The 19,466-nt window shown below is 43.9% G+C and carries 16 protein-coding genes and 1 pseudogene; 9 read left to right on the top strand and 8 right to left on the bottom strand.

Features of this window, described 5'->3' with window-relative positions; translation table 11 throughout:
- Positions 1-216: 216 nt before the first annotated feature.
- The 3 genes from CQA49_RS04260 to CQA49_RS04250 form a co-directional block, all read right to left on the bottom strand.
- A complete protein-coding gene (locus CQA49_RS04260) occupies positions 217-732 on the bottom strand; it encodes a hypothetical protein (RefSeq protein ID WP_115574729.1) in 516 nt (171 codons plus the stop codon).
- A 23-nt stretch (positions 733-755) separates the two neighbouring features.
- Positions 756-1,808 carry a cytochrome-c peroxidase gene (locus CQA49_RS04255; protein WP_115574728.1) on the bottom strand — a complete coding sequence of 351 codons (1,053 nt, stop codon included), beginning with the start codon at positions 1,806-1,808 and terminating at the stop codon, positions 756-758.
- Between the two features lie 194 nt (positions 1,809-2,002).
- Positions 2,003-2,437 (bottom strand): MarR family winged helix-turn-helix transcriptional regulator, encoded by a 435-nt coding sequence (locus CQA49_RS04250; protein ID WP_115574727.1) that lies wholly within the window; start codon positions 2,435-2,437, stop codon positions 2,003-2,005.
- Between the two features lie 206 nt (positions 2,438-2,643).
- On the opposite strand from CQA49_RS04250, the gene ilvD reads away from it, so the two are divergent.
- The 3 genes from ilvD to CQA49_RS04235 all read left to right on the top strand — a co-directional run bounded on the left by ilvD (position 2,644) and on the right by CQA49_RS04235 (position 5,803).
- Positions 2,644-4,338 (top strand): dihydroxy-acid dehydratase, encoded by a 1,695-nt coding sequence (gene ilvD / locus CQA49_RS04245; RefSeq protein WP_115574726.1) that lies wholly within the window; start codon positions 2,644-2,646, stop codon positions 4,336-4,338.
- A gap of 131 nt (positions 4,339-4,469) precedes the next feature.
- A complete protein-coding gene (locus tag CQA49_RS04240; RefSeq protein WP_115574725.1) occupies positions 4,470-4,667 on the top strand; it encodes a hypothetical protein in 198 nt (65 codons plus the stop codon).
- Entirely contained in the window at positions 4,664-5,803 is a 1,140-nt protein-coding gene (locus CQA49_RS04235; RefSeq protein WP_115574724.1) for a hypothetical protein, read from the top strand. The genes CQA49_RS04240 and CQA49_RS04235 overlap by 4 nt, the downstream gene beginning before the upstream one ends.
- A 61-nt stretch (positions 5,804-5,864) precedes the next feature.
- On the opposite strand, the gene CQA49_RS04230 is transcribed toward CQA49_RS04235, so the two are convergent.
- The gene (locus tag CQA49_RS04230; protein WP_115574723.1) at positions 5,865-6,620 is read right to left on the bottom strand and encodes a hypothetical protein; all 756 of its coding nucleotides are present in this window, start codon (positions 6,618-6,620) and stop codon (positions 5,865-5,867) included.
- Positions 6,621-6,865: 245 nt separating this feature from the next.
- Here CQA49_RS04230 and CQA49_RS04225 point away from each other — a divergent pair, with 245 nt between their 5' ends.
- Complete coding sequence (locus CQA49_RS04225) at positions 6,866-7,597, top strand: carbonic anhydrase (protein ID WP_115574722.1); 732 nt, start codon at positions 6,866-6,868, stop codon at positions 7,595-7,597.
- A 179-nt stretch (positions 7,598-7,776) separates the two neighbouring features.
- On the opposite strand, the gene CQA49_RS10690 is transcribed toward CQA49_RS04225, so the two are convergent.
- Together CQA49_RS10690 and alaS are read right to left on the bottom strand one after the other, a co-directional pair.
- Positions 7,777-8,445 (bottom strand): DHHA1 domain-containing protein, encoded by a 669-nt coding sequence (locus tag CQA49_RS10690; RefSeq protein WP_408938909.1) that lies wholly within the window; start codon positions 8,443-8,445, stop codon positions 7,777-7,779.
- A gap of 564 nt (positions 8,446-9,009) precedes the next feature.
- A pseudogene (alaS, locus tag CQA49_RS10685) lies at positions 9,010-10,713 on the bottom strand (alanine--tRNA ligase); the annotation flags it as partial.
- A gap of 175 nt (positions 10,714-10,888) precedes the next feature.
- Here alaS and CQA49_RS04215 point away from each other — a divergent pair.
- The 3 genes from CQA49_RS04215 (at position 10,889) to bioD (ending at position 13,404) form a co-directional block, all read left to right on the top strand.
- Positions 10,889-11,740 (top strand): outer membrane beta-barrel protein, encoded by an 852-nt coding sequence (locus CQA49_RS04215; RefSeq protein ID WP_115574721.1) that lies wholly within the window; start codon positions 10,889-10,891, stop codon positions 11,738-11,740.
- A gap of 173 nt (positions 11,741-11,913) precedes the next feature.
- Positions 11,914-12,729: an outer membrane protein gene (locus CQA49_RS04210; protein ID WP_115574720.1), complete on the top strand. Its 816-nt coding sequence runs from the start codon at positions 11,914-11,916 to the stop codon at positions 12,727-12,729.
- A 24-nt stretch (positions 12,730-12,753) separates the two neighbouring features.
- Positions 12,754-13,404, top strand: a complete 651-nt coding sequence (gene bioD, locus CQA49_RS04205) for a dethiobiotin synthase (RefSeq protein WP_115574719.1) — start codon at positions 12,754-12,756, stop codon at positions 13,402-13,404.
- A gap of 383 nt (positions 13,405-13,787) precedes the next feature.
- Here the strand turns inward: bioD and CQA49_RS04195 are convergent, their stop codons facing one another.
- Both CQA49_RS04195 and lepA read right to left on the bottom strand, forming a co-directional pair.
- Positions 13,788-14,591: a molybdopterin-synthase adenylyltransferase MoeB gene (locus CQA49_RS04195; RefSeq protein WP_115574717.1), complete on the bottom strand. Its 804-nt coding sequence runs from the start codon at positions 14,589-14,591 to the stop codon at positions 13,788-13,790.
- Positions 14,592-14,609: 18 nt separating this feature from the next.
- A complete protein-coding gene (lepA, locus tag CQA49_RS04190; protein ID WP_115574716.1) occupies positions 14,610-16,403 on the bottom strand; it encodes a translation elongation factor 4 in 1,794 nt (597 codons plus the stop codon).
- 191 nt (positions 16,404-16,594) lie between these two features.
- Here lepA and glnA point away from each other — a divergent pair, with 191 nt between their 5' ends.
- Positions 16,595-18,028: a type I glutamate--ammonia ligase gene (glnA, locus tag CQA49_RS04185; protein ID WP_115574715.1), complete on the top strand. Its 1,434-nt coding sequence runs from the start codon at positions 16,595-16,597 to the stop codon at positions 18,026-18,028.
- A 190-nt stretch (positions 18,029-18,218) separates the two neighbouring features.
- Positions 18,219-19,460, top strand: coding sequence for an amidohydrolase family protein (locus CQA49_RS04180; RefSeq protein ID WP_115574714.1), 1,242 nt, complete (start codon positions 18,219-18,221; stop codon positions 19,458-19,460).
- Positions 19,461-19,466: the final 6 nt, after the last annotated feature.

Genomic DNA, 19,466 nt, shown 5'->3' with positions numbered 1-19,466 from the left:
GGGTTTACCCCCTCCCCGCTCCCCCTAGCCCCGAAAAAGTAAAAGCTCCTCGCTTTTCTTTTTCGGCAATCAGGGGGAGAGCCTCGCTTTATCCCTTGCTAGAAAAAAATCGGGCGTTGTCACTACTGACAACGCTAAATCACCGCTTTTTTTCACCACGCAAGGGGCGAGATTGGGTTACGCTTCGCGTAACTTGAATTCCTTTGATTGCAAAATCTATTTTTCCTCCCTTATAAATTCCATTTTCTTCACGCCAAAAAGGGTATTATCCGTGTATTTGAGCCATAAGATTCTAAGTTGCCAAAGTGCGCCTTGATGTGCCTTAGCAAAAGGGAATTTCTTATAATAAAGCTCTTCTTGGGATTGCGTGGCGTTTAAAAATTCCGCGCGGATTTGCACACCTTTGATATGCGCGATTTTTAGACTACTATGCGCGATGCTCACACCCACTATTGGCGCACTTTTGGCATAAATGATATGCTTTGTTTTAGAATCGCTTTTAAAAATAAGCGCGTATTCACTCGCATCAAATGCATAAAAACAACACGCAACGTAAGGAACACTCACGCTAGAATCCCCGCTAGATTCACATTTTTTTTTAGATTCATAATCTTTGTCAAATATAGAATCTTGGCTAGTTTGGGCGCATACGCTTAAATGCAGGGTGTATTGTTTAGAGAGAAAATCTTGTATTTTTTTATGCATGGAAAAGATTCTAAGCTCTGCCCCCAAATAAAATGGGGGCTTTGCAAAAATTAGTCAAAAGTCGGTGTGGAAGTGTTATCCGTAGAATCTGGAAGCTGTGGATACTCGATTGTTGGCTTGCGTCCTGTGAGTGAGCGCAAGAAAGTTGCAATGCTCTGTGCCTCTTTGTCATTTATATCAATGCCAAGTTGCACGCTTCCCATTTCTTTAATCGCGTCAGTAAGCTTCCAAATCGCACCATTATGGAAATATGGCGCAGTCTGCGCGATATTACGCAATGTAGGCGCTTTCACCATACCATCTTTATCACCTTTAAAGCCACCAAGTGAAGTAAATTTGTATTCTTTCACCACATTAAATGGCTGCATACTTCCACCGAGATTTATCCCGCTGTGGCAAGTCGCGCAACCTTTATCGATGAAAAGTATCAAACCTTCTTTTTGTGCCTTGTTAAGCGCGTTGTTGTTGCCATTCATATAATCATCAAAAGGCGAAGGTGTCACAAGTGTGCGCTCAAACACGCCGATAGTCTCAGCGATAAGCTCAAAGCTTATTTTTGTATTAGCCCCATATGCTTTTTTGAACTCATCAACATACGCTGGAATCGAGTTTATACGCTTTTCAATCTCTTTTTTTGCGTATGCCATTTCGACTGGATTTTCCATAGGTCCTTGCGCTTGCTCGGAAAGATGCGCGGCTCTACCATTCCAAAACTGCACTTCATTAAATACGCTGTTATACACAGTTGGGGAATTGAGATGTTCTGGGTTTGGTTGCCATTTATGCCCGATAGCCGCTGGGACTAAATCCACGCCACCTAGCCCCACATTGTGGCAGGTATTACAAGAGATTAAGTTACTGCGAGAAAGGCGCGGATCGAAGTAAAGTTTTTTACCAAGCTCGACTTTTGCTGGTGTGCTTTTGTTTGTCTTAGATTCTGGCGCGCTCTTTTCAGCCAATGCGCTTAATTCTTTGGCTGTTTTTGGAAAAGGCTCGATGCCATTGTCCAATACCATTTTTCTAAGTGCTGCGTCATTTGGTAGATTCTGCCCTAGGGCGACAGAAAATGCCAATGCGCTTGCTAACAAGTATCTTTTTTTCATTGTTACTCCTTTAGATTTTGCGTTGTTGTGATTTATAAAAGAGAAAAATTATTATATAGCTTTTTTTATTAATAGGTGGTTTATTTTTGTTATTTTTAGCATAAATCTAAGAATCTTATTACAAATTTTCACAAAGTGCCAAATTTTAAGAATCTTTAATCCACGCATTTAGCGCGTTTGATAAATTTCGCACTTTATTTGCACCTGCAGCTCTCTTCCATGCTTTTATAAAATTTCGCTAGCAGTCTTGAAAGCTCCTTAATCTCCGCATCGCTATACATATAAAGCAACTTGCGCTCATTCTCTAACATCATCATAAGAATCTCATCAACCTTCTGCTTGCCCTTTTCTGTAAGAATAATAAGATTTTCCTTGCGGTTATTTGGGTTTTTTTGTCGCTTGACAAGCTCTAAAGATTCCAACCTATCGACAAAAAAGCGCACGGTGTTTTTGTCTGTATCAACCATTTCTGCGATTTCAATTTGCGAAACCTGCTTTTCTGCCACAATCATCAATAGCCCTATCTCGCGCCCATCGCTAAAGCCCATCGTCTGCACGGCTTCTTTTGATTTATATTTCATATAATGCGCGAGTTTGGCGCAGGTTAAAAGTATGGATTCTTCAAACATATTGCCCCCCCCAGAGAGTAAAAATATCGTTTTGCAAACATACCGCCCCCTTTAAAGTAATCTAACTTAGTATAAAAAAAGTATTGTATAAAAATGTTATTTTACTTTATAGATTCTTGCATATTCTTTAAGGGGATATTATCGCGCTTTTTTGGGTTATAATGCTGGGTTTTAAACAATACTACAACACCACAACAAGGACTTTCATGCGAAGCGATATTATTAAAAAAGGTTATGAGCGCGCACCTCATAGGAGTTTATTGCGTGCTACAGGGCTAAAAGATGAGGATTTTAATAAGCCCTTTATTGGCGTGGCAAATAGCCATATTGACATTATTCCGGGGCATTTTTTCTTGGCTGAATATGGGCGCATTGTCAAAGAGGAAATCCGCAAAGCAGGTGCTGTGCCATTTGAATTTAACACCATTGGCATTGATGATGGCATCGCTATGGGGCATGGCGGAATGCTCTATTCCCTGCCTAGTCGCGAGCTGATAGCTGATTGTATAGAATCTGTGATGAACGCGCACGCGCTAGATGCGATGATTTGCATTCCAAACTGCGATAAAATCGTGCCCGGAATGCTTATGGGCGCGCTGCGTGTGAATGTGCCTACGATTTTTGTAAGTGGCGGTCCGATGCTAGCAGGCAAGCTAGATGATGGCACGATTTTGGACTTGAACTCCGCATTTGAGGCGGTGGGAGCGTATGCCAGCGGGCAAATTGATGAGAAGCGATTGCATGAGATTGAATGCAAGGCATGCCCTAGCGGTGGGAGCTGTAGCGGTATGTTTACGGCAAATTCTATGAATACGCTTTGCGAGGCGATGGGTGTCGCACTGCCCGGGAATGGGACTATCCCAGCACTTACAAAGGAGCGCGAGGAGCTGCTAAGAAAAGCAGCACGCAGGATTGTAGAAATCGCACTAGATTCTAAGCTAAGCGAGCAATTTAAGATGCGCAATATTTTAAATAAAAAAGCTGTGCATAATGCCTTTGTCGTGGATATGGCGATGGGTGGCAGCACGAATACGGTGCTACACATGTTAGCAATCGCTAAGGAAGCTGAAGTGGATTTTAATCTAAGCGATATAAATAATATCGCTAGCAAAGTCGCGCATATCGCTAAAATCGCCCCAGCACTTAGTAGCGTGCATATGGAGGATATAAACCGAGCAGGCGGTGTGAATGCGGTAATGAATGAGGTGGCAAAAAGAGGAGAATCTATCCTTCATCTTGACGCCCTAACAATCACAGGCGAAACACTAGGCGAGCGTATCGCAGGCGCGCAAATCACAGATTCTCAAATTATCCGCCATAATGACAACGCATATTCTCCCATCGGCGGGCTAAAGATTCTCTATGGCAACTTGGCAAAGGAAGGTGCGGTGCTAAAAGTCGCCGCTGTGGCGGAATCTATGAAAGAATTTGAGGGAAGCGCGGTTGTGTTTAACTCGCAAGATGAGGCGATTAAGGGCATTGCAGGGGGCAAGGTGAAGGCTGGGAATGTCGTTGTTATCCGCTATGAGGGACCTAAGGGGGGACCGGGAATGCAAGAGATGCTAAGCCCAACAAGCCTAATTATGGGAATGGGGCTTGGCGAATCTGTCGCGCTTATCACTGATGGACGCTTTAGCGGGGCGACGCGCGGGGCGTGTATCGGGCATGTGAGCCCAGAAGCGGCTGAAGGGGGGCTTATCGCGCTTATTGAAAATGGGGATAAAATCCGCATATCTGTTTCAAGCGGAAGCCTAGAATTGCTCGTAGATTCTGAAATTCTAGAATCTCGCCGCGCAAAATGGAAACCTATCAAAAAAGATATTAAAAGCAAATGGCTCAAACGCTACTCAATCCTTGTCAGCAACGCCGCAAATGGCGCGGTGCTGAAGACGGAGTTATAGATTCTAAAACAGAATCTAGATTCTGTTTTTGCCTGTACGCAGGCTAATCAGAAACTTAATATCCACTTTAAAAATATGGGCGATTTTATACAAATGCTTGCGATTAAAATGTATATTTTGAAGGTAAAATCATGGAAATTCTAATAAAAATACTTTTTATACCCGCACTTCTCTTAATTATTGCTATGGTTTTATGGATTCTAAAAATATGGATTATTGATGGTTGGCTTGGTGGATTAAAGTTTGAAGAGTTTAAGGAACAAAATTGGAGTATAAAAGATATCATTTTTTGGATTATATTTATAAAATTCAAAAGGAGTCCAAAATGAAAATTGTAAAAATACTTTTAGCTCTGTTTTTCACCCTTGCTAGCGCGCAAGAAAGTGATAACACAAAGGATTTTGAGAGTTTTGAGCTAACTTCAAGCATGTATTTTTTCACGCTCAAAGGAAGCATTGATTCAAAATACCCTATCACAATAAAGCTTGTAACTGACATTGCAGGAGATGCAAATACAATTCGCGCAGTTAATGTGAAGGGCGTGTATTTGTATGATAAGTTTCAAAAAAATATCCCCATATATGGCGAGCTGAAACAAGAAAGCCTTGAGCTTTTTACAGAATCTAAAGAGGAGAGCTTTACATTTAAGCTCACACAAGATGATTTGAAAAAAATCCTAGATGATAAAAAACAGCCCTTAAATATCACAGGAGAGTGGAAAAGCACGCCAAAAGGCAAGGAAAGCAAAGCTTTGCAAGTGGTTTTGAGCGAGGTTGATTTATTAGAGGGTAAAATTTCTCGTCTTGATGAATACTTGATGAAAGCACAAAAAAGCTATGAACCCACTGAGGAAAACAAAAGGTGGCTTGAGTATTCTAATGAAAAACTAGTTACTTACTATTATGAAGATAGCGCGTTTTTTATTAAGCCTGCAAATATTGGGATTCTTGAATTAGAAGCTAAAAATATGAGTTTCAAAGATTTTGAAAAAGCCGCTAGAGAACAAATGCAAGAACATACTTTAGATAACTTTGCAGGCGGGAGCTATGAAGCATCTACTGGGGCGGTTGCTGATACAAAAGCAATAATATTTTCAAGCTTAGGGGAGTATTTTTACAGAAGCACACCGCATCCAAACAATATATATTCCTACGCTGTTTTTTCGATTAAAGATTTAGCCTTTATTGATACAAGCCTTTCAGCTTTTGTGAATGTGGATAAAAAATTTATTAACTTTTTGCAAAAAGAACTTGATAAGGCATGGAAAGATGCAGGCAATGATGATGAAGCGCCAGATATTAGCGATCGTATGGAATACACGACTTTTCGTTTAGGCGATGAGGATATAGAGGTGCATTTTGAATTCCCATATGTCATCCGAAGTCAAGATAATATTTCAATTCCAAAGGCTAAAATCAAGCCCTTTGTCAAAAAATCAAGCTTTTTTTATGAGTATTTTAAGTAGGATTTGAGTTTAAATAAAGCTGGGCTTTGCACAAGCCCAAAATCTTAGAATCTACAAAACCTTAGAATCTATATGAAAGCATAACATAAGGTGTAAGTTTAGTGCCGGTTTCTAGTAGCTGATTTATGCCCGTAGCATTCAAAAACACGCCCGGCTCATTTTGCACCTGTCCGGTATCATTTTTGCGCTCAAATTTCCAATGCGTTACAAAGGGAATCTTAAAGCCAAATTCCAAAGTGCTGCGCCCATTGCCAAACAATTTGAAAAACGCAATATTCGCATAAGGTATATCCATAGAATACTCACCCACGCGATCCTTTAGCTCATCTGCAAGTTTGCCAAACCCATACTCATATCCGCCCCCGATAGCAAGCCCCCACGCATTTGGTTTAGTAGAAAATGACAGCATATAGTCAATCCCCGCTCCCGCTCGCATAAGATAAAAGTCCTGCTTATCAAAGCCGTGCAAATCGCCATCTATGCCCATAGTATAAGTGCCAGCAGAGAAGCTTCCATACACTCTAAACGCACTGCGTTGATTTAAAGCTAGCACATAGCCCGCGCGCACGCCATAGCTTAGGTTGATATTAGAAGTGGAGCTCTCATCTTCTCTTGTAAATGATGTAACTTGCCCGCCACCGCTTGTCACAGCGGTATATTTCATATTATCATCAGAGCCATTTATCATAGCACCAAGCGCACCAGCTACAAACACGCCAGATTCTTGCGCGCTCAAAGACGCCACAAACCCCAAAGAACCTATCAAAAGCCCGCCAAGCAAACGCTTAGAAATCCCTGCAAAATTCATTTTTTTCATAAATGCCCCTTTTGTTGGTTTTCTAAAAAGACACAGAAGCAGAGGGATTATACCGTAAGTTTAATGTTTTTTTAAACAAGTTTAAACGAGGAAGCGCCCCACAAAAACATGCAAAAATTCCCAAAATTTTATGGTTTTTTTAAGCTCTAAGGAATAGTATTCTGCCCGCAGTTTGATGCGCTTTTGAAAGCCAAAATTTCAAAGCACGCAAGCTAGCGATTTTAAAGAGTTTAAAAGGAGTTATTATGCGGTTTTTAAATCTTTTATTGTTTGGATTTTTAGTGTCTTTGAGCGCGGAGAATGCCCCACATTGGGGATACACAGGCGAAGGCGCGCCAAAAAATTGGGGCGATTTGTCAAATGAGTTTCACGCCTGCAAATATGGCAAATACCAGTCACCCATTGACATCACTGACATTATAGAATCTGACTCAGAAAAGCCTGTCGTGCTTTCTTACAAAAACGAGGCAAAAGAAGTCGTCAATAACGGGCATTCCTTGCAGGTGAATTTCAAACCCGGCAGTGTTTTGCGCTTTGATGGCAAGGATTTCACGCTTTTGCAAATGCACTTCCACACGCCTTCTGAATACACTTTCAAGGGCAAGCATTATCCTATGGTAGCGCACCTCGCGCATCAATCAAAAGACGGGCAACTTCTTGTGTTGGCGATTATGTTTGAAGAAGGCGAGGAAAACGCGATAATCAAGCAAATTTGGGAAAATGCGCCTAAAAAAGCAGGAGAATCTAAAGAGCTTGCAAAGGTGGCTGCAAGTGAGCTTGCAGGCAAGATAGAAAACTACATTAGGCTTGATGGCTCGCTTACGACACCGCCATGCACGGAGGGCGTCATTTGGATAATTAGCAAAAACAACGCCACAGCTTCAAAAGGGCAAATCAAGTTTTTCACCGACACCATCGGCAAAAACAACCGCCCAACCCAGCCAGCAAATGGTCGCGTGATTATAATGTCTGAGTAATTTTGGAATAATTTTACTCGCTAAAATTGCAAGGGGGCAACCTCTTGCAAACGCGCACTCTCAAGGTAACGCTTTAAACTTTTAAGATTCTTGCTTGTAAGATTCTTATTTTGAAAGCTTTTTTACTTTCAAACTTCCCACAAATCTAATCCCTTAAAGCGCCTCTCTAGCCTCTTATTTTAGCCATTTAGCGCATTTCTCGCCATTTCTTTTGCCCTTTGCAATGCTTCATCGATTTTGCTTATATCTTTCCCGCCGGCTGCGGCGAAGTCATCTCTGCCCCCGCCTTTCCCGCCCAAAATCTGCGCGATTTCAGCCACCCACGCGCCCGCTTTTATCGGCGCGTTTTTCACGCCCGCGGTGATTGAGATTTTCCCGCCAGATTCGCAGATGAGAAGCACCGCGATGCTTTGCTCCTCGTTTTTCGCCTTGTCGATCGCCTCTTTTATCTCCACCGCGCTTTTGTCGCTTATGCGCGCGACTATGAGCTTGCACTCGCCCACGCGCTCGAACTCTAGCGATTTTAAATCGCTTGCTTGGGATTTTACCGCGCTTAGTTTTTTCACCTGCGCCTTTAGCTTTTCGATGGCTTGGAGCAAGTCTTGGGCTTTTAGGTTTTCTTTGGCTTGGGTTAGCGTCTCTAGCGCGTTTGCGCCCCACTCATAGCCCGCGCGCCCGCACACTGCTTCAATCCTACGCACGCCGCTACTCACCCCGCCTTCTTTGGTTATGTAGAAGCTGCCGATTTCTGCGGTGTTTTTGACATGTATCCCACCGCATAGCTCGATAGAATCTCCAAAGCTCACCACGCGCACGACATCGCCATATTTTTCGCCAAATAGCGCCATCGCACCGCGCGCCTTTGCCTCATCAATAGGTAGATTCTCGCACACCTGTGCGCTAGAACGCAAGATTTTTTCATTTACGCACCTTTCAATCGCGCGCAATTCCTCATGGCTTAGTGCCTTTGGGTGAGAAAAGTCAAAGCGCAAGCGGTGCGCTTCTACCAAACTTCCAGCCTGTGCGATATGCGTGCCCAAAATCTCGCGCAACGCCAAATGCAGTAAATGCGTCGCACTGTGGTGTTTGGCAATCTCTGCACGCGCACTATCCACGCACGCCAGCACCTCATCGCCCACGCACAAAGGCTCAAGCGCGCTTACTTTTGAAAGATTAAGCCCGAAATATTTTTTGGTATCAAGCACAAGAGCAAGGGATTGCGCGCCTGTAGATTCTGTGGATTGCTTCGCGCTTTGCGCTCGCAATGACGAATCTCCGCCAAAAATTCTAGTATCTTGAGTGGAATTTGTGGGTTGTGTAGAGTTTGGCGAATGAGGCGCACTAAAGCGTGCGTCGCAGTGAGACGAACTTAAACTCCCGCAAATTCCGCCAAGAGACGAATTTTTATGAAGCAGTATTCCTTTATCCCCCACCGGTCCTCCAGATTCCGGATAAAACGGCGTGCTATCAAGCAGCACATAGCCTTCCTGCCCTTTCTCTAGCTTTTCAACGCGCAAAAACGCAGAATCCAGTAGTGCTAAAATCTTAGCCTCCGCGCGCTCATTTTCATAGCCCACAAAGGCATTTTCGCCAAACTCCGCAAGCAACGCCTTAAAATCGCCCTCTTTTGCGCTATCGCCACTGCCTTTCCAGCTTGCCTTACTGCGATTTTTCTGCTCCTCCATACACTTTTCAAACGCGCCCAAATTCACTTCCAAGCCCTTATCGCGCAACATATCCTGCGTCAAATCAAGCGGGAATCCGTAAGTATCGTAAAGCTTAAATGCCACTTCGCCGGAAAAAAGCTTTTGAGATTGTGCGCCTGTTTTTGCAGAATCCCCGCTCAAAATTCTAGTATCTTGCGCGGAATCTAACTCATTTTCAAACAGCTTCATTCCCGACTCTATCGTCTCAAAAAACCTCTCCTCCTCCGCCTTGCACTGCTCCATAATCGTTTCCTTGCGCTCGAGCAAATACCCATAATGCGCGCCCATGCTCTCACACACCGCGCCCACCACGCGATACAAAAACGCCCTTTTCACGCCTAGCAAATAGCCATGTCGCACCGCTCGGCGCAAGATTCTACGCAAAACATATCCACGCCCTTCTTTGTCAAAATGCACACCTTGCGCGAGCAAAAACGCCACCGCGCGCGCATGATCGGCTATCACGCGAAAACTTGCTTGCGTGCTTTTGAGGGTTTTTAAGTCGGCGCCTGTGGATTTTGTAGATTCTTTGGATTGCTTCGCTTGCGCTCGCAATGACGCGCCAGCACCAGAATCCGCAGAATCCCCAGCCTCCATCTCCAGCAACTCTATATCCTCATAATACCTCCACGCATTGCCACTTTCCTTGCAAAGAGATTCTATCTCTTTCATTAGTGGCGCGAAAAGCGAAGTATCAAAGTTATTGATTTTCCCTTCTTTGAGTGCGATCACGCGCTCTAGTCCCATGCCTGTATCAATACTTGGGCGCGGTAGCGGCGTGCGCACGCCATCTTTTTGCTCAAACTGCATAAAGACGAGATTCCATATTTCTAAGAATCTATCGCCCTCCCCGCCAAAATAATCCTCGCTTGAGTGAAAATATTTTTCCCCTTGATCGACATAGATTTCACTGCAAGGTCCGCAAGGTCCGCTATCGCCCATCTGCCAAAAGTTATCCTTATCGCCCATACGCTTAATGCGCGCAGGCTCGATATGCTCGCACCACAGCGCGTAGGCTTCATCATCGCTTTCATGGATTGTCACATACAAAAGGCTTTTATCAAATCCTAGAATCTCCGTCACAAACTCCCACGCATACGCTATCGCCTCGCGTTTGAAGTAATCCCCAAAGCTAAAATTCCCCAGCATCTCAAAAAGCGTGTGGTGGCGCGCGGTGTAGCCGACATTTTCTAAGTCGTTATGCTTCCCGCCTGCGCGGATACATAGTTGCGATGAAGTCGCACGCGGGATTTGCGGTGTGGGCACCTTACCGGTGAAAATATCCTTAAACTGCACCATTCCCGCATTTGTAAAAAGCAAGCTCGCATCATCAGGCACCAGCGGCATTGACTCATACACCTTGTGCCCCCGCTTTGCGAAATACTCCAAATACAGCGCGCGAATATCCATTTTTTGCCCTTTCATAAAGCCTTGCGTAAAAGCCTTGGTAGTTTTGCGCGCAATTTTATCTTAAAATTTTACAAATTTTGTTGATTTTGTCTAACTTGTTGTGTATAATTCCGCCTCGCGTAAATTTTTTAAAAAATTTCACACAACGACAACTTAAAAACCAAAGGACAAGATAATGAGAAAATCTCTTTTTGCAAGTCTCATCGCGGGTATGCTCTGCGCGAGTGCTGTTTTTGCCGAGAAGGGGGGGGGCTACCTAGGGATTGATATAGGGCATGGGAATGCGAAGTTCGATCAAAATATTGATGCAATTATGACTGTGCCAGTAGACGCGGACACACAAAGAATCCCTTTAAATGGAAATATCTATGCAAGTAACTCAATGGCAAATATTACAATCAAAGGTGGCTATAAAACCTTTTTTGGAGAATCTAGGCGCTTTGGTGTGAGAGGCTATGTGTATTTTGGCTATGGTTACTCAAGTATGCAAAATATAAATTATGATTTTTCTGGCTCTGGCGCTATCGACTATGGGTCTGGTTTTACTATCCCTGTAGGACAAATTATAGAGCAACTAGGAGAGATGAATGGTGGCTCAATTTTCACAGGCACAGGGAAAACTTACTATAATCATGTGTTTGATTATGGTGTGGGTGGGGATTTACTCTTTAACTTTATCGACGCGACAGAGCATAGCTTTGGGATCTATGGCGGTGTGGCGCTAGGCGCTGAAACATGGGTGGCAAATGGTAAAGAATACAAGCCAAGTGAAGGAAGTGAAAGCTACTTTGGATTCCAAACAACAATTAATGCGGGAATTAGAGGTGTATTTAACGAACATCATGGAATCGAATTTGGTGTAAAATTCCCACTTTTAGACACGCAAATTTTCAAAGGCAGTGGTTATTCTAGCCTTATGAATAATGACATTTTAGTAAATATGGGCGGTAGCGTTTCGCTCAACAACACCACAACCACAATGAAGCGCCCTTACATTATCCACGCAAGCTATGTGTATAACTTCTAAACTTCTTTAAAAACCCTTAATCTCCCACGCGCGGTGCTTTAGCACGCTTTTGCGGTGGGAATCTAGCGAAATTTTGCAAAATTCCTTGATTTTGTGTAAATTTTTGTATAATTGCGCCTTGCGTAAATTTTGGGATTCTACACGCAATAATCACACAAAAAAAAGGAAAACACATGAAAAAATCTCTTTTTACAAGCGTTATTTTAAGTGCGCTTTGCGCGAGCAGTGCTTTTGCCGAGAGGGGGGGGGGCTATATCGGAGTTGATATAGGACATGGGAATGTCAAGTTCGACCAGTATGTCAATGCAACTACGACAATACCCGCACAGCCAATGTTTCCAGCGCAAAATTCTGTCGGGCATATTTTAGCGGACAACTCAATGGCAAATATCGCAATCAAAGGCGGTTATAAAACCTTTTTTGGAGAATCCAAGCGCTTTGGTGTGCGTGGATATGTGTATTTTGGCTATGGCTATAATAGCATGAAAAACATTAGCTACACAGGGGATCTTTACACTTTAACAGGTGGTGGCGATAGTTCAATTTTCACAACCACAGGGAAAACTTACTATAACCATGTGTTTGATTATGGTGTGGGTGGGGATTTGCTTTTTAACTTTATCGATGCGCCAGAGCATAGTTTCGGGATCTATGGCGGTGTGGCAATCGGTGCTGAAACATGGGTGGCAAATGGTAAGGAATACAAGCCAAATGGTGGCAATGGGGAAAATTACTTTGCATTTCAAACAACGATTAATGCCGGCATTAGAGGTGTATTTAACGAACATCATGGAATCGAATTTGGCGTAAAATTCCCGCTTTTAGACGCGGAAATCTTTAATGGCAATGGACGCTCATCATTGCTAAGCGGACCAATCACTATACCAGGAACTCCTGTCCCTATTCCTACAGAAACAAACCTTAACAGCACCACAACCACAATGAAGCGTCCTTACATTATCCACGCAAGCTATGTGTATAACTTCTAATTCTTTCCAAACTCGGTGCGCGCGATGCTCCCACGATTAGCCATTGCTGGCGCACATACTGACATTGGCAAAAGCGCGGTGAGCGCTGCGCTTTGCTTTGGCTTTGACTTCGCGTATTTCAAGCTCGTGCAAGCAGGCAAGGAAGAGGATAAGGACATTATCGCTTCTCTTGTGCCTCAAGCGAAAATCTACCCAAATGGATTCACACTGCAAACGCCCGCAAGCCCGCATATCGCAAAAACTATCGAAAATGTGGAATACAATGGCTTGCAAATCCCACTGCCCAAAACTTCACAGCCACTTTTGCAACCGCTTTTGCTTGAGAGCGCTGGCGGGCTTTACACACCGCTAGATTCTCAAAACTGCATGATTGATTATCTTGCGTTGCACAAACTGCCGGTGTTACTTGTGGGCGGGTATTATTTGGGCGCGATAAATCATATTTTGCTAAGCATTGAGGCGCTCAAAGCGCGTGGGATTGAGCTTTTGGGTTTGGTGATGAGTGAAGGAAAAGAAAAAAGCGCGCATGCGGATTCTTTTGATTCCTTTATCGCGCAATATAGCGGGGTGAAAATCGCGCGTTTTAGGCATTTTGAGCGCGATTGTGAAAATGCGGACTTTCAAGCCAAAGCCCTAGAACTCAAAGCCTCTCTTTGCGCGCTTAAGATTCTCTAACGCTTAAGCCATATTCTAATAAATATCCGCGCCCCGCGCAAACCGAGATTTTGTAATCAAAGGAATTCAAGTTACGCATTGAAAATGCGTAACCCTTACTCTCGCCCCTTGCGTGGTGAAAAAAAGGCGTTAAGAAAATGCAGCAGTGCATTTTTAGCCTTTTTTTCTAGCAAGGGAAGTAGCGAGGCTCTCCCCCTGATTGCCGAAAAAGAAAAGCGAGGAGCTTTTACTTTTTCGGGGCTAGGGGGAGCGGGGAGGGGATAAACCCCTTTTTCTTTTGCGTAAAAAGATTTAAGAATCCAAAAAGTTTTAAAAGTGAAAGCAAAGGGATTCTGAAAAATGAGACAAAGAGATTCTAAGAAATAAAAATCATAGAAAAAATTCTACAATTCCCAGCAAGATTCTTGCTTATAATCGCTTAAAGCTTGTATGCCTTCACCGCCGCATACGCGACATTGCGGATTCCTAGAGATTGCGATTTTACGAAAACTCATATCTAGCGCATCAAAACTCAAAATTTTGTCAAAAAGCGGATTCCCTATGCCTATGATGATTTTTAGCGCTTCGGTGGCTTGAATAGTCCCTAGCATCCCGGCTATCGCTCCTAGCACGCCCGCGCTCGCACAGCTTGGGACAGAATCTGCCGGCGGAGGGGAGTTAAACACGCATGCATAGCACGCACTTTGAAACGGCTTGATACTCATGCACTGCCCGCTAAAGCGCAAAATCCCACCAAACACCAGAGGCTTTTTAGTTAGCACGCACGCATCATTGACGAGAAACTTCGTGCCAAAGTTATCGCTTCCCTCAAGCACAAGATCATAAGGCGCGATAATATCTAGGATATTTTCCGCGCAGATTCTAGTGTGGTAAGTCTGCACGCGCACTTCAGGGTTTAGCGCATTAAGGCGCTCTTTGGCGCTTTGCACCTTTGGCGTATCAAGCGAGGCGGTAGTGTGGATAATCTGGCGTTGCAAGTTGCTTAGCTCGACTTTATCATCATCTACGATTCCAATCTCACCCACGCCAGCTGCTGTCAAATACAGCGCACTAGGCGAGCCAAGCCCGCCAGCACCGACAATTAGCACCTTTGCCTCTGCTAGCTTTTTTTGCCCCGCGACGCCCACACCTTGCAAAATCAAATGCCGTGAATAGCGCTTCATTTGAGAATCATTAAATTCTAGCATTGTTTAGCCTTTAAAGTTTTAGTCAATTTTTAGCACCGCAAGGAACGCCTCTTGTGGCAATTCCACTTTGCCGATGGCTTTCATACGCTTTTTGCCCTCTTTTTGCTTTTCAAGCAATTTGCGCTTGCGCGTGATGTCCCCGCCATAGCACTTTGCAGTCACATTTTTGCCCATAGATTTCACGGTTTCGCGCGCGATGACTTTATTCCCCACACTTGCTTGAATCGCCACTTCAAAAAGCTGTCGCGGGATAAGCTCTTTCATCGCTTCAACCAGTGCGCGCCCTTTTTCATATGCCTTGCTTTGCTCAACAATTGTAGATAGTGCATCGACGACTTCGCCTGCCACGCGCACATCTAGTTTGATGAGATCGCCTTCGCGATACTCGATAGGTTCATAATCAAAGCTCGCGTAACCTTTGGTGCAGGATTTTAGCTTATCATAAAAATCCATTACAATTTCATTACTCGGAATCGCGTATTGCAAGCTCACGCGCTGTGGGTTGATATACTCCATTTTTTCCTGCACGCCGCGCTTGTTGTTTAAAAGCGTGATGATATTGCCCAAAAACTCGCTAGGCGTGATGATATGCGCGCGGACAAATGGTTCTTTAATTTTTTCTATTTTTTGCACTTCTGGAAGCTGGCTGGGATTTTGCACAAGCGTCAATGAGCCATCAGTGCCATAGACTTCATAGATAACCGTTGGCGCTGTGGCGATGAGACTTAGCCCAAACTCACGCTCCAAGCGCTCTTTCACCACTTCCATATGCAAAAGCCCTAAAAATCCCACGCGGAATCCAAATCCAAGTGCCACAGAAGTTTCAGGCTCAAAGCTAAGCGCAGAATCATTTAGCTTTAGCTTTTTTAGCGCCTCGCGAAGCTCTTCAAATTTATCCGTCTCAATCGGATAAAGCCCTGCAAAGACAAAAGGCTTAGCCGGCTTAAAGCCCTCAATCGCTTCAGCTGTTGGATTCTCGGCATTTGTGAGCGTATCGCCCACAGCTAGCTCATCAAGGCTTTTTAGCCCAAGGCACACGATGCCTATTTCGCCACACTCGATACTTTTGGTAGGGATTTTTTGCACGGGGTGAGGATAGTAAAGCCCCAAAATCTCATGCTTTTTGCCACTACTCATAATAAGCGCGTTTTGCCCGACTTTGAGCGCGCCATCTTTTAGCCGCACAAGCGCTAGCGCACCTAGATAATTATCAAACCACGAATCATAAATGAGTGCCTTTGCTGGCGCGTTTGGCTCGCCATTTGGCGCGGGGATTTTCTCAACGATAGATTCTAAAAGCGCGCTAATGCCAATGCCACTTTTTGCGCTCACTTCTAGCGCGTTTGAGCAGTCAAGTCCGATACTAGATTCTATCTCATCTTTGACGCGCTCACTATCAGCAGCTGGCAAGTCGATTTTATTTATCACAGGCAGAATCTCAAGGTTATTTTCAAGCGCGATATACACATTTGCAATTGTTTGCGCTTCCACACCTTGCGAGGCATCAACGACAAGCAGCGCGCCTTCACACGAGCTAAGCGAGCGCGAGACTTCATAGCTAAAATCCACATGTCCGGGCGTGTCGATGAGATTTAGGATATAAGTTTTGCCATTGTGCGGATATTCTAGGCGCACAGATTGCGCTTTTATGGTGATGCCGCGCTCTTTTTCTATATCCATCGTATCCATGATTTGGCTTGTCATCTCGCGCTGGCTAACCGCACCACATTCTTGTATGAGCCTATCGGCAAGCGTTGATTTACCATGATCGATATGTGCGATGATAGAAAAATTGCGAATGAGTTCTTGCATGCAAAACCTTTTGTGAGAATCTTTAAGAAAATATAAAACTTTTTAGGCGCGAATTTTAGCAAACTAAGGCTAAAAAGCAGATTTTTTGCAAAAGTTTTTGGAGATTTTATGCGTATTTTTCACATTCCTTGCTATAATTCCGCGTTACACAACAACGCTTGGTAACACGATTTTAACCTTGGGAGAATTGTATGCAAAAAGAAGATAGACAACAAGCAGTAAAGAAGTTTTTTGAGTTTTGCAAAGCAAATGAAGTAGAGTTTATCGACTTTCGCTTTACAGATATTAAAGGCGTGTGGCATCATTTGGCATTTTCAGCAAGTGCGGTTGATGAGGGGAGTTTTGAAGGGATTCCTTTTGATGGTAGCTCGCTTCCAGCATGGCAGCCGGTGAATAAATCTGACATGGTGCTAATCCCAGATCCTGTGCGCTATTTTTTAGATCCATTTACCGCGGATACCACAGCGGTGGTGTTTTGTGACATTTGGGATATTTACAAAAACGAGCCTTATGAAAAATGCCCGCGCTCTATTGCCAAACGCGCGACTAAGTTTTTGCAAGAAAGCGGGCTAGGCGATGTGGCGTATTTTGGACCAGAGAATGAATTTTTCGTCTTTGATTCTATCAAAATCAAAGATTCTGTAAATTGTCAGTATTATGAAATCGACACAGAAGAGGGCGAATGGAATCGTGATAAAGAATTTGAAGGTGTGAATATCGGGCATCGTCCGGGCACTAAGGGCGGATATTTTCCGGTGCCACCGGTGGATTCTATGATGGATTTGCGCGCTGAAATGGTAAAAGTGCTCAATCAAGTGGGCTTAGAAACCTTTGTCGTGCATCATGAAGTCGCGCAAGGGCAGGGCGAAATCGGCGTGAAATTTGGCGATATGCTAGAAGCAGCGGATAATGTGCAAAAGCTAAAATATGTCGTCAAAATGGTAGCCCATCTCAATGGTAAGAGCGCGACATTTATGCCAAAGCCGCTGTATTCTGACAATGGAAGCGGAATGCATGTGCATACGAGCATTTGGAAAGATGGTAAGAATCTTTTCGCAGGGAATGCGTATGAGGGCTTAAGCGAGATGGCGTTGCATTATCTAGGTGGCGTACTAAAGCATGCGCGCGCACTTGCGGCATTTACAAATCCTAGCACAAACTCATACAAACGCCTAATCCCCGGATTTGAAGCGCCTAGTATTTTGACATATTCTGCACAAAATAGAAGCGCAAGTATCAGAATCCCATACAATAGCGGTGAGAAAGCTAAGAGAATGGAATTTAGATTCCCAGATAGCTCGAGCAATCCTTACCTAGCATTTGCCTCAATGCTCATGGCAGGAATTGATGGAATCCAAAATAAAATCGATCCGGGCAAGCCAATGGAAGTGAATCTTTTCGAGCTTACCCTTGATGAAATCCGCGAAAAAGGCATCAAACAGCTTCCACACACTTTGCGCCACGCGATAGAAGAAATGCTCGTGGATAAAGACTATTTGAAGCAAGGCAATGTCTTTAGTGAAGAATTTATCCAAACCTACAAGCAATATAAGTTTGAGACAGAAATTTGGCCATGGGAAGGGCGCCCACACCCATTTGAGTTTATCACAACTTATAGCTGCTAACAAATCACTTGTGCGAGCAAAAGCCCGCACAAGCCCCACACTTCGGTTTTTAAATAAGATTCTTTAATTTCCCACACTTTTTGCATAATTCCCAAGGATTTAAAAATTCTCACCATAAGAATACGCTATGATAACGCGAACATTTTAGGAAATTATGAGAATCTAACTATGAGAATCTAAAGGAGGGCGAATGGTTTTTGCAAATGCGCGCTGTTGCGACTATCGGGGAGAAAAACTACAATGTATCCAAGTAAAAAATGGGCGTATCCAAAATATTGCACCAAACTTAGAATCTCTCACACTAGAGGAAAACGAAGAAGTTATCAATGCAGATTCTAAGCTTTTGATGCCCGCATTTATTGATCTTAATATCTATCCAAAGGCGCGCACGCTTTCACGCAAGAGCCTTAGCACGCTCTCACTTAAAGCGCTTAGAGGCGGATTTAGCACGCTTTTACTTTTACCGCAGACAAGCCCGACTATCGATAGCGAGGCGATTATTGAGCTTGTTAAAAGCATAGATTCCACGCTTGAAGCCCATATTTTGCCTTCCATTAAGCCAACTTTTATAGATTCTGAACGCGTGAAGCTCACTGATATAAGCAAGCTCTACACCGCAGGCGCGCAGGCAATCGCGTTTGAAAGCGACATTGAAGGCAATCTTTTGCTAAGAATCTCACAATACGCCAAAATGCTAAAAATCCCGCTTATTTGTTTCGCGCAAAATGCCTCGCTCGCGCAAGGTGTGGTAAGCGAAGGGGAGTTTGCAAGCAGACTTGGGCTTCCTAGCATTAGCGAAAAGGCGCAAAATATCGAAGTCGTCAAAATGTGCGAAATGCTTTTGGGAAGCGAGGTTGAAGTGGTTTTTAGCGCGCTTAGCGAGCCACGAAGCCTTGAGATTGTTAATCAATACAAAGCGCAAGGTTTGCGCGCGCATGCGGAAGTGAGCTTGCATCATTTGATTTTGAATGAAAGCGCGTGCGAGGACTACAACACCGCGGGCAAGATTAATCCGCCTTTGCTTTGTGAATCTAAGCGCCTAGAGCTTTTGGACGCTTTGCAAAATGATAAAATCGATGTGCTGACAAGCTTGCAGTGCGCGGATTTCAACTCGCAAAAAGATCAGGTTTTTGAGCTTGCAAGCTTTGGGATTGATAGCATTGCGTATGGTTTTAGCTTAGCGTATTCTAAGCTGGTGAAGCCAAATATTTTAAACCTAAGCACGCTTTCAAGGTTTTTTAGCCACAATCCAGCAAAAATTTTGGGCTTAGAAAATGGAAGCTTGGAAGTGGGCAAAAAAGCGGATTTTATGATTATTGATACAGAATCTAGCGTGCGCGTAGATGATACTTTCTCGCCCTATAATGGCGAGACTTTGAGCGGAAGAGTTAGCGCGCTGTATGCGGATTCTAAGCTTCATACATTGGAATAAGGAGTG

The organism is Helicobacter sp. MIT 00-7814 (genome assembly GCF_003364115.1).
In the GTDB taxonomy this organism is placed as follows: domain Bacteria; phylum Campylobacterota; class Campylobacteria; order Campylobacterales; family Helicobacteraceae; genus Helicobacter_F.
Note: the sequence above shows the minus strand (reverse complement) of the source record. Positions and strands in the feature narration are given on the sequence as shown.

Coding starts and splice junctions, on each gene's coding strand:
- CQA49_RS04255 (WP_115574728.1), bottom strand. CDS start 1,808: ATGAAAAAAAGATACTTGTTAGCAAGCGCATTGGCATTTTCTGTCGCC.
- CQA49_RS04250 (WP_115574727.1), bottom strand. CDS start 2,437: ATGTTTGAAGAATCCATACTTTTAACCTGCGCCAAACTCGCGCATTAT.
- ilvD (WP_115574726.1), top strand. CDS start 2,644: ATGCGAAGCGATATTATTAAAAAAGGTTATGAGCGCGCACCTCATAGG.
- CQA49_RS04240 (WP_115574725.1), top strand. CDS start 4,470: ATGGAAATTCTAATAAAAATACTTTTTATACCCGCACTTCTCTTAATT.
- CQA49_RS04235 (WP_115574724.1), top strand. CDS start 4,664: ATGAAAATTGTAAAAATACTTTTAGCTCTGTTTTTCACCCTTGCTAGC.
- CQA49_RS04230 (WP_115574723.1), bottom strand. CDS start 6,620: ATGAAAAAAATGAATTTTGCAGGGATTTCTAAGCGTTTGCTTGGCGGG.
- CQA49_RS04225 (WP_115574722.1), top strand. CDS start 6,866: ATGCGGTTTTTAAATCTTTTATTGTTTGGATTTTTAGTGTCTTTGAGC.
- CQA49_RS10690 (WP_408938909.1), bottom strand. CDS start 8,445: ATGGCGCTATTTGGCGAAAAATATGGCGATGTCGTGCGCGTGGTGAGC.
- CQA49_RS04215 (WP_115574721.1), top strand. CDS start 10,889: ATGAGAAAATCTCTTTTTGCAAGTCTCATCGCGGGTATGCTCTGCGCG.
- CQA49_RS04210 (WP_115574720.1), top strand. CDS start 11,914: ATGAAAAAATCTCTTTTTACAAGCGTTATTTTAAGTGCGCTTTGCGCG.
- bioD (WP_115574719.1), top strand. CDS start 12,754: ATGCTCCCACGATTAGCCATTGCTGGCGCACATACTGACATTGGCAAA.
- CQA49_RS04195 (WP_115574717.1), bottom strand. CDS start 14,591: ATGCTAGAATTTAATGATTCTCAAATGAAGCGCTATTCACGGCATTTG.
- lepA (WP_115574716.1), bottom strand. CDS start 16,403: ATGCAAGAACTCATTCGCAATTTTTCTATCATCGCACATATCGATCAT.
- glnA (WP_115574715.1), top strand. CDS start 16,595: ATGCAAAAAGAAGATAGACAACAAGCAGTAAAGAAGTTTTTTGAGTTT.
- CQA49_RS04180 (WP_115574714.1), top strand. CDS start 18,219: ATGGTTTTTGCAAATGCGCGCTGTTGCGACTATCGGGGAGAAAAACTA.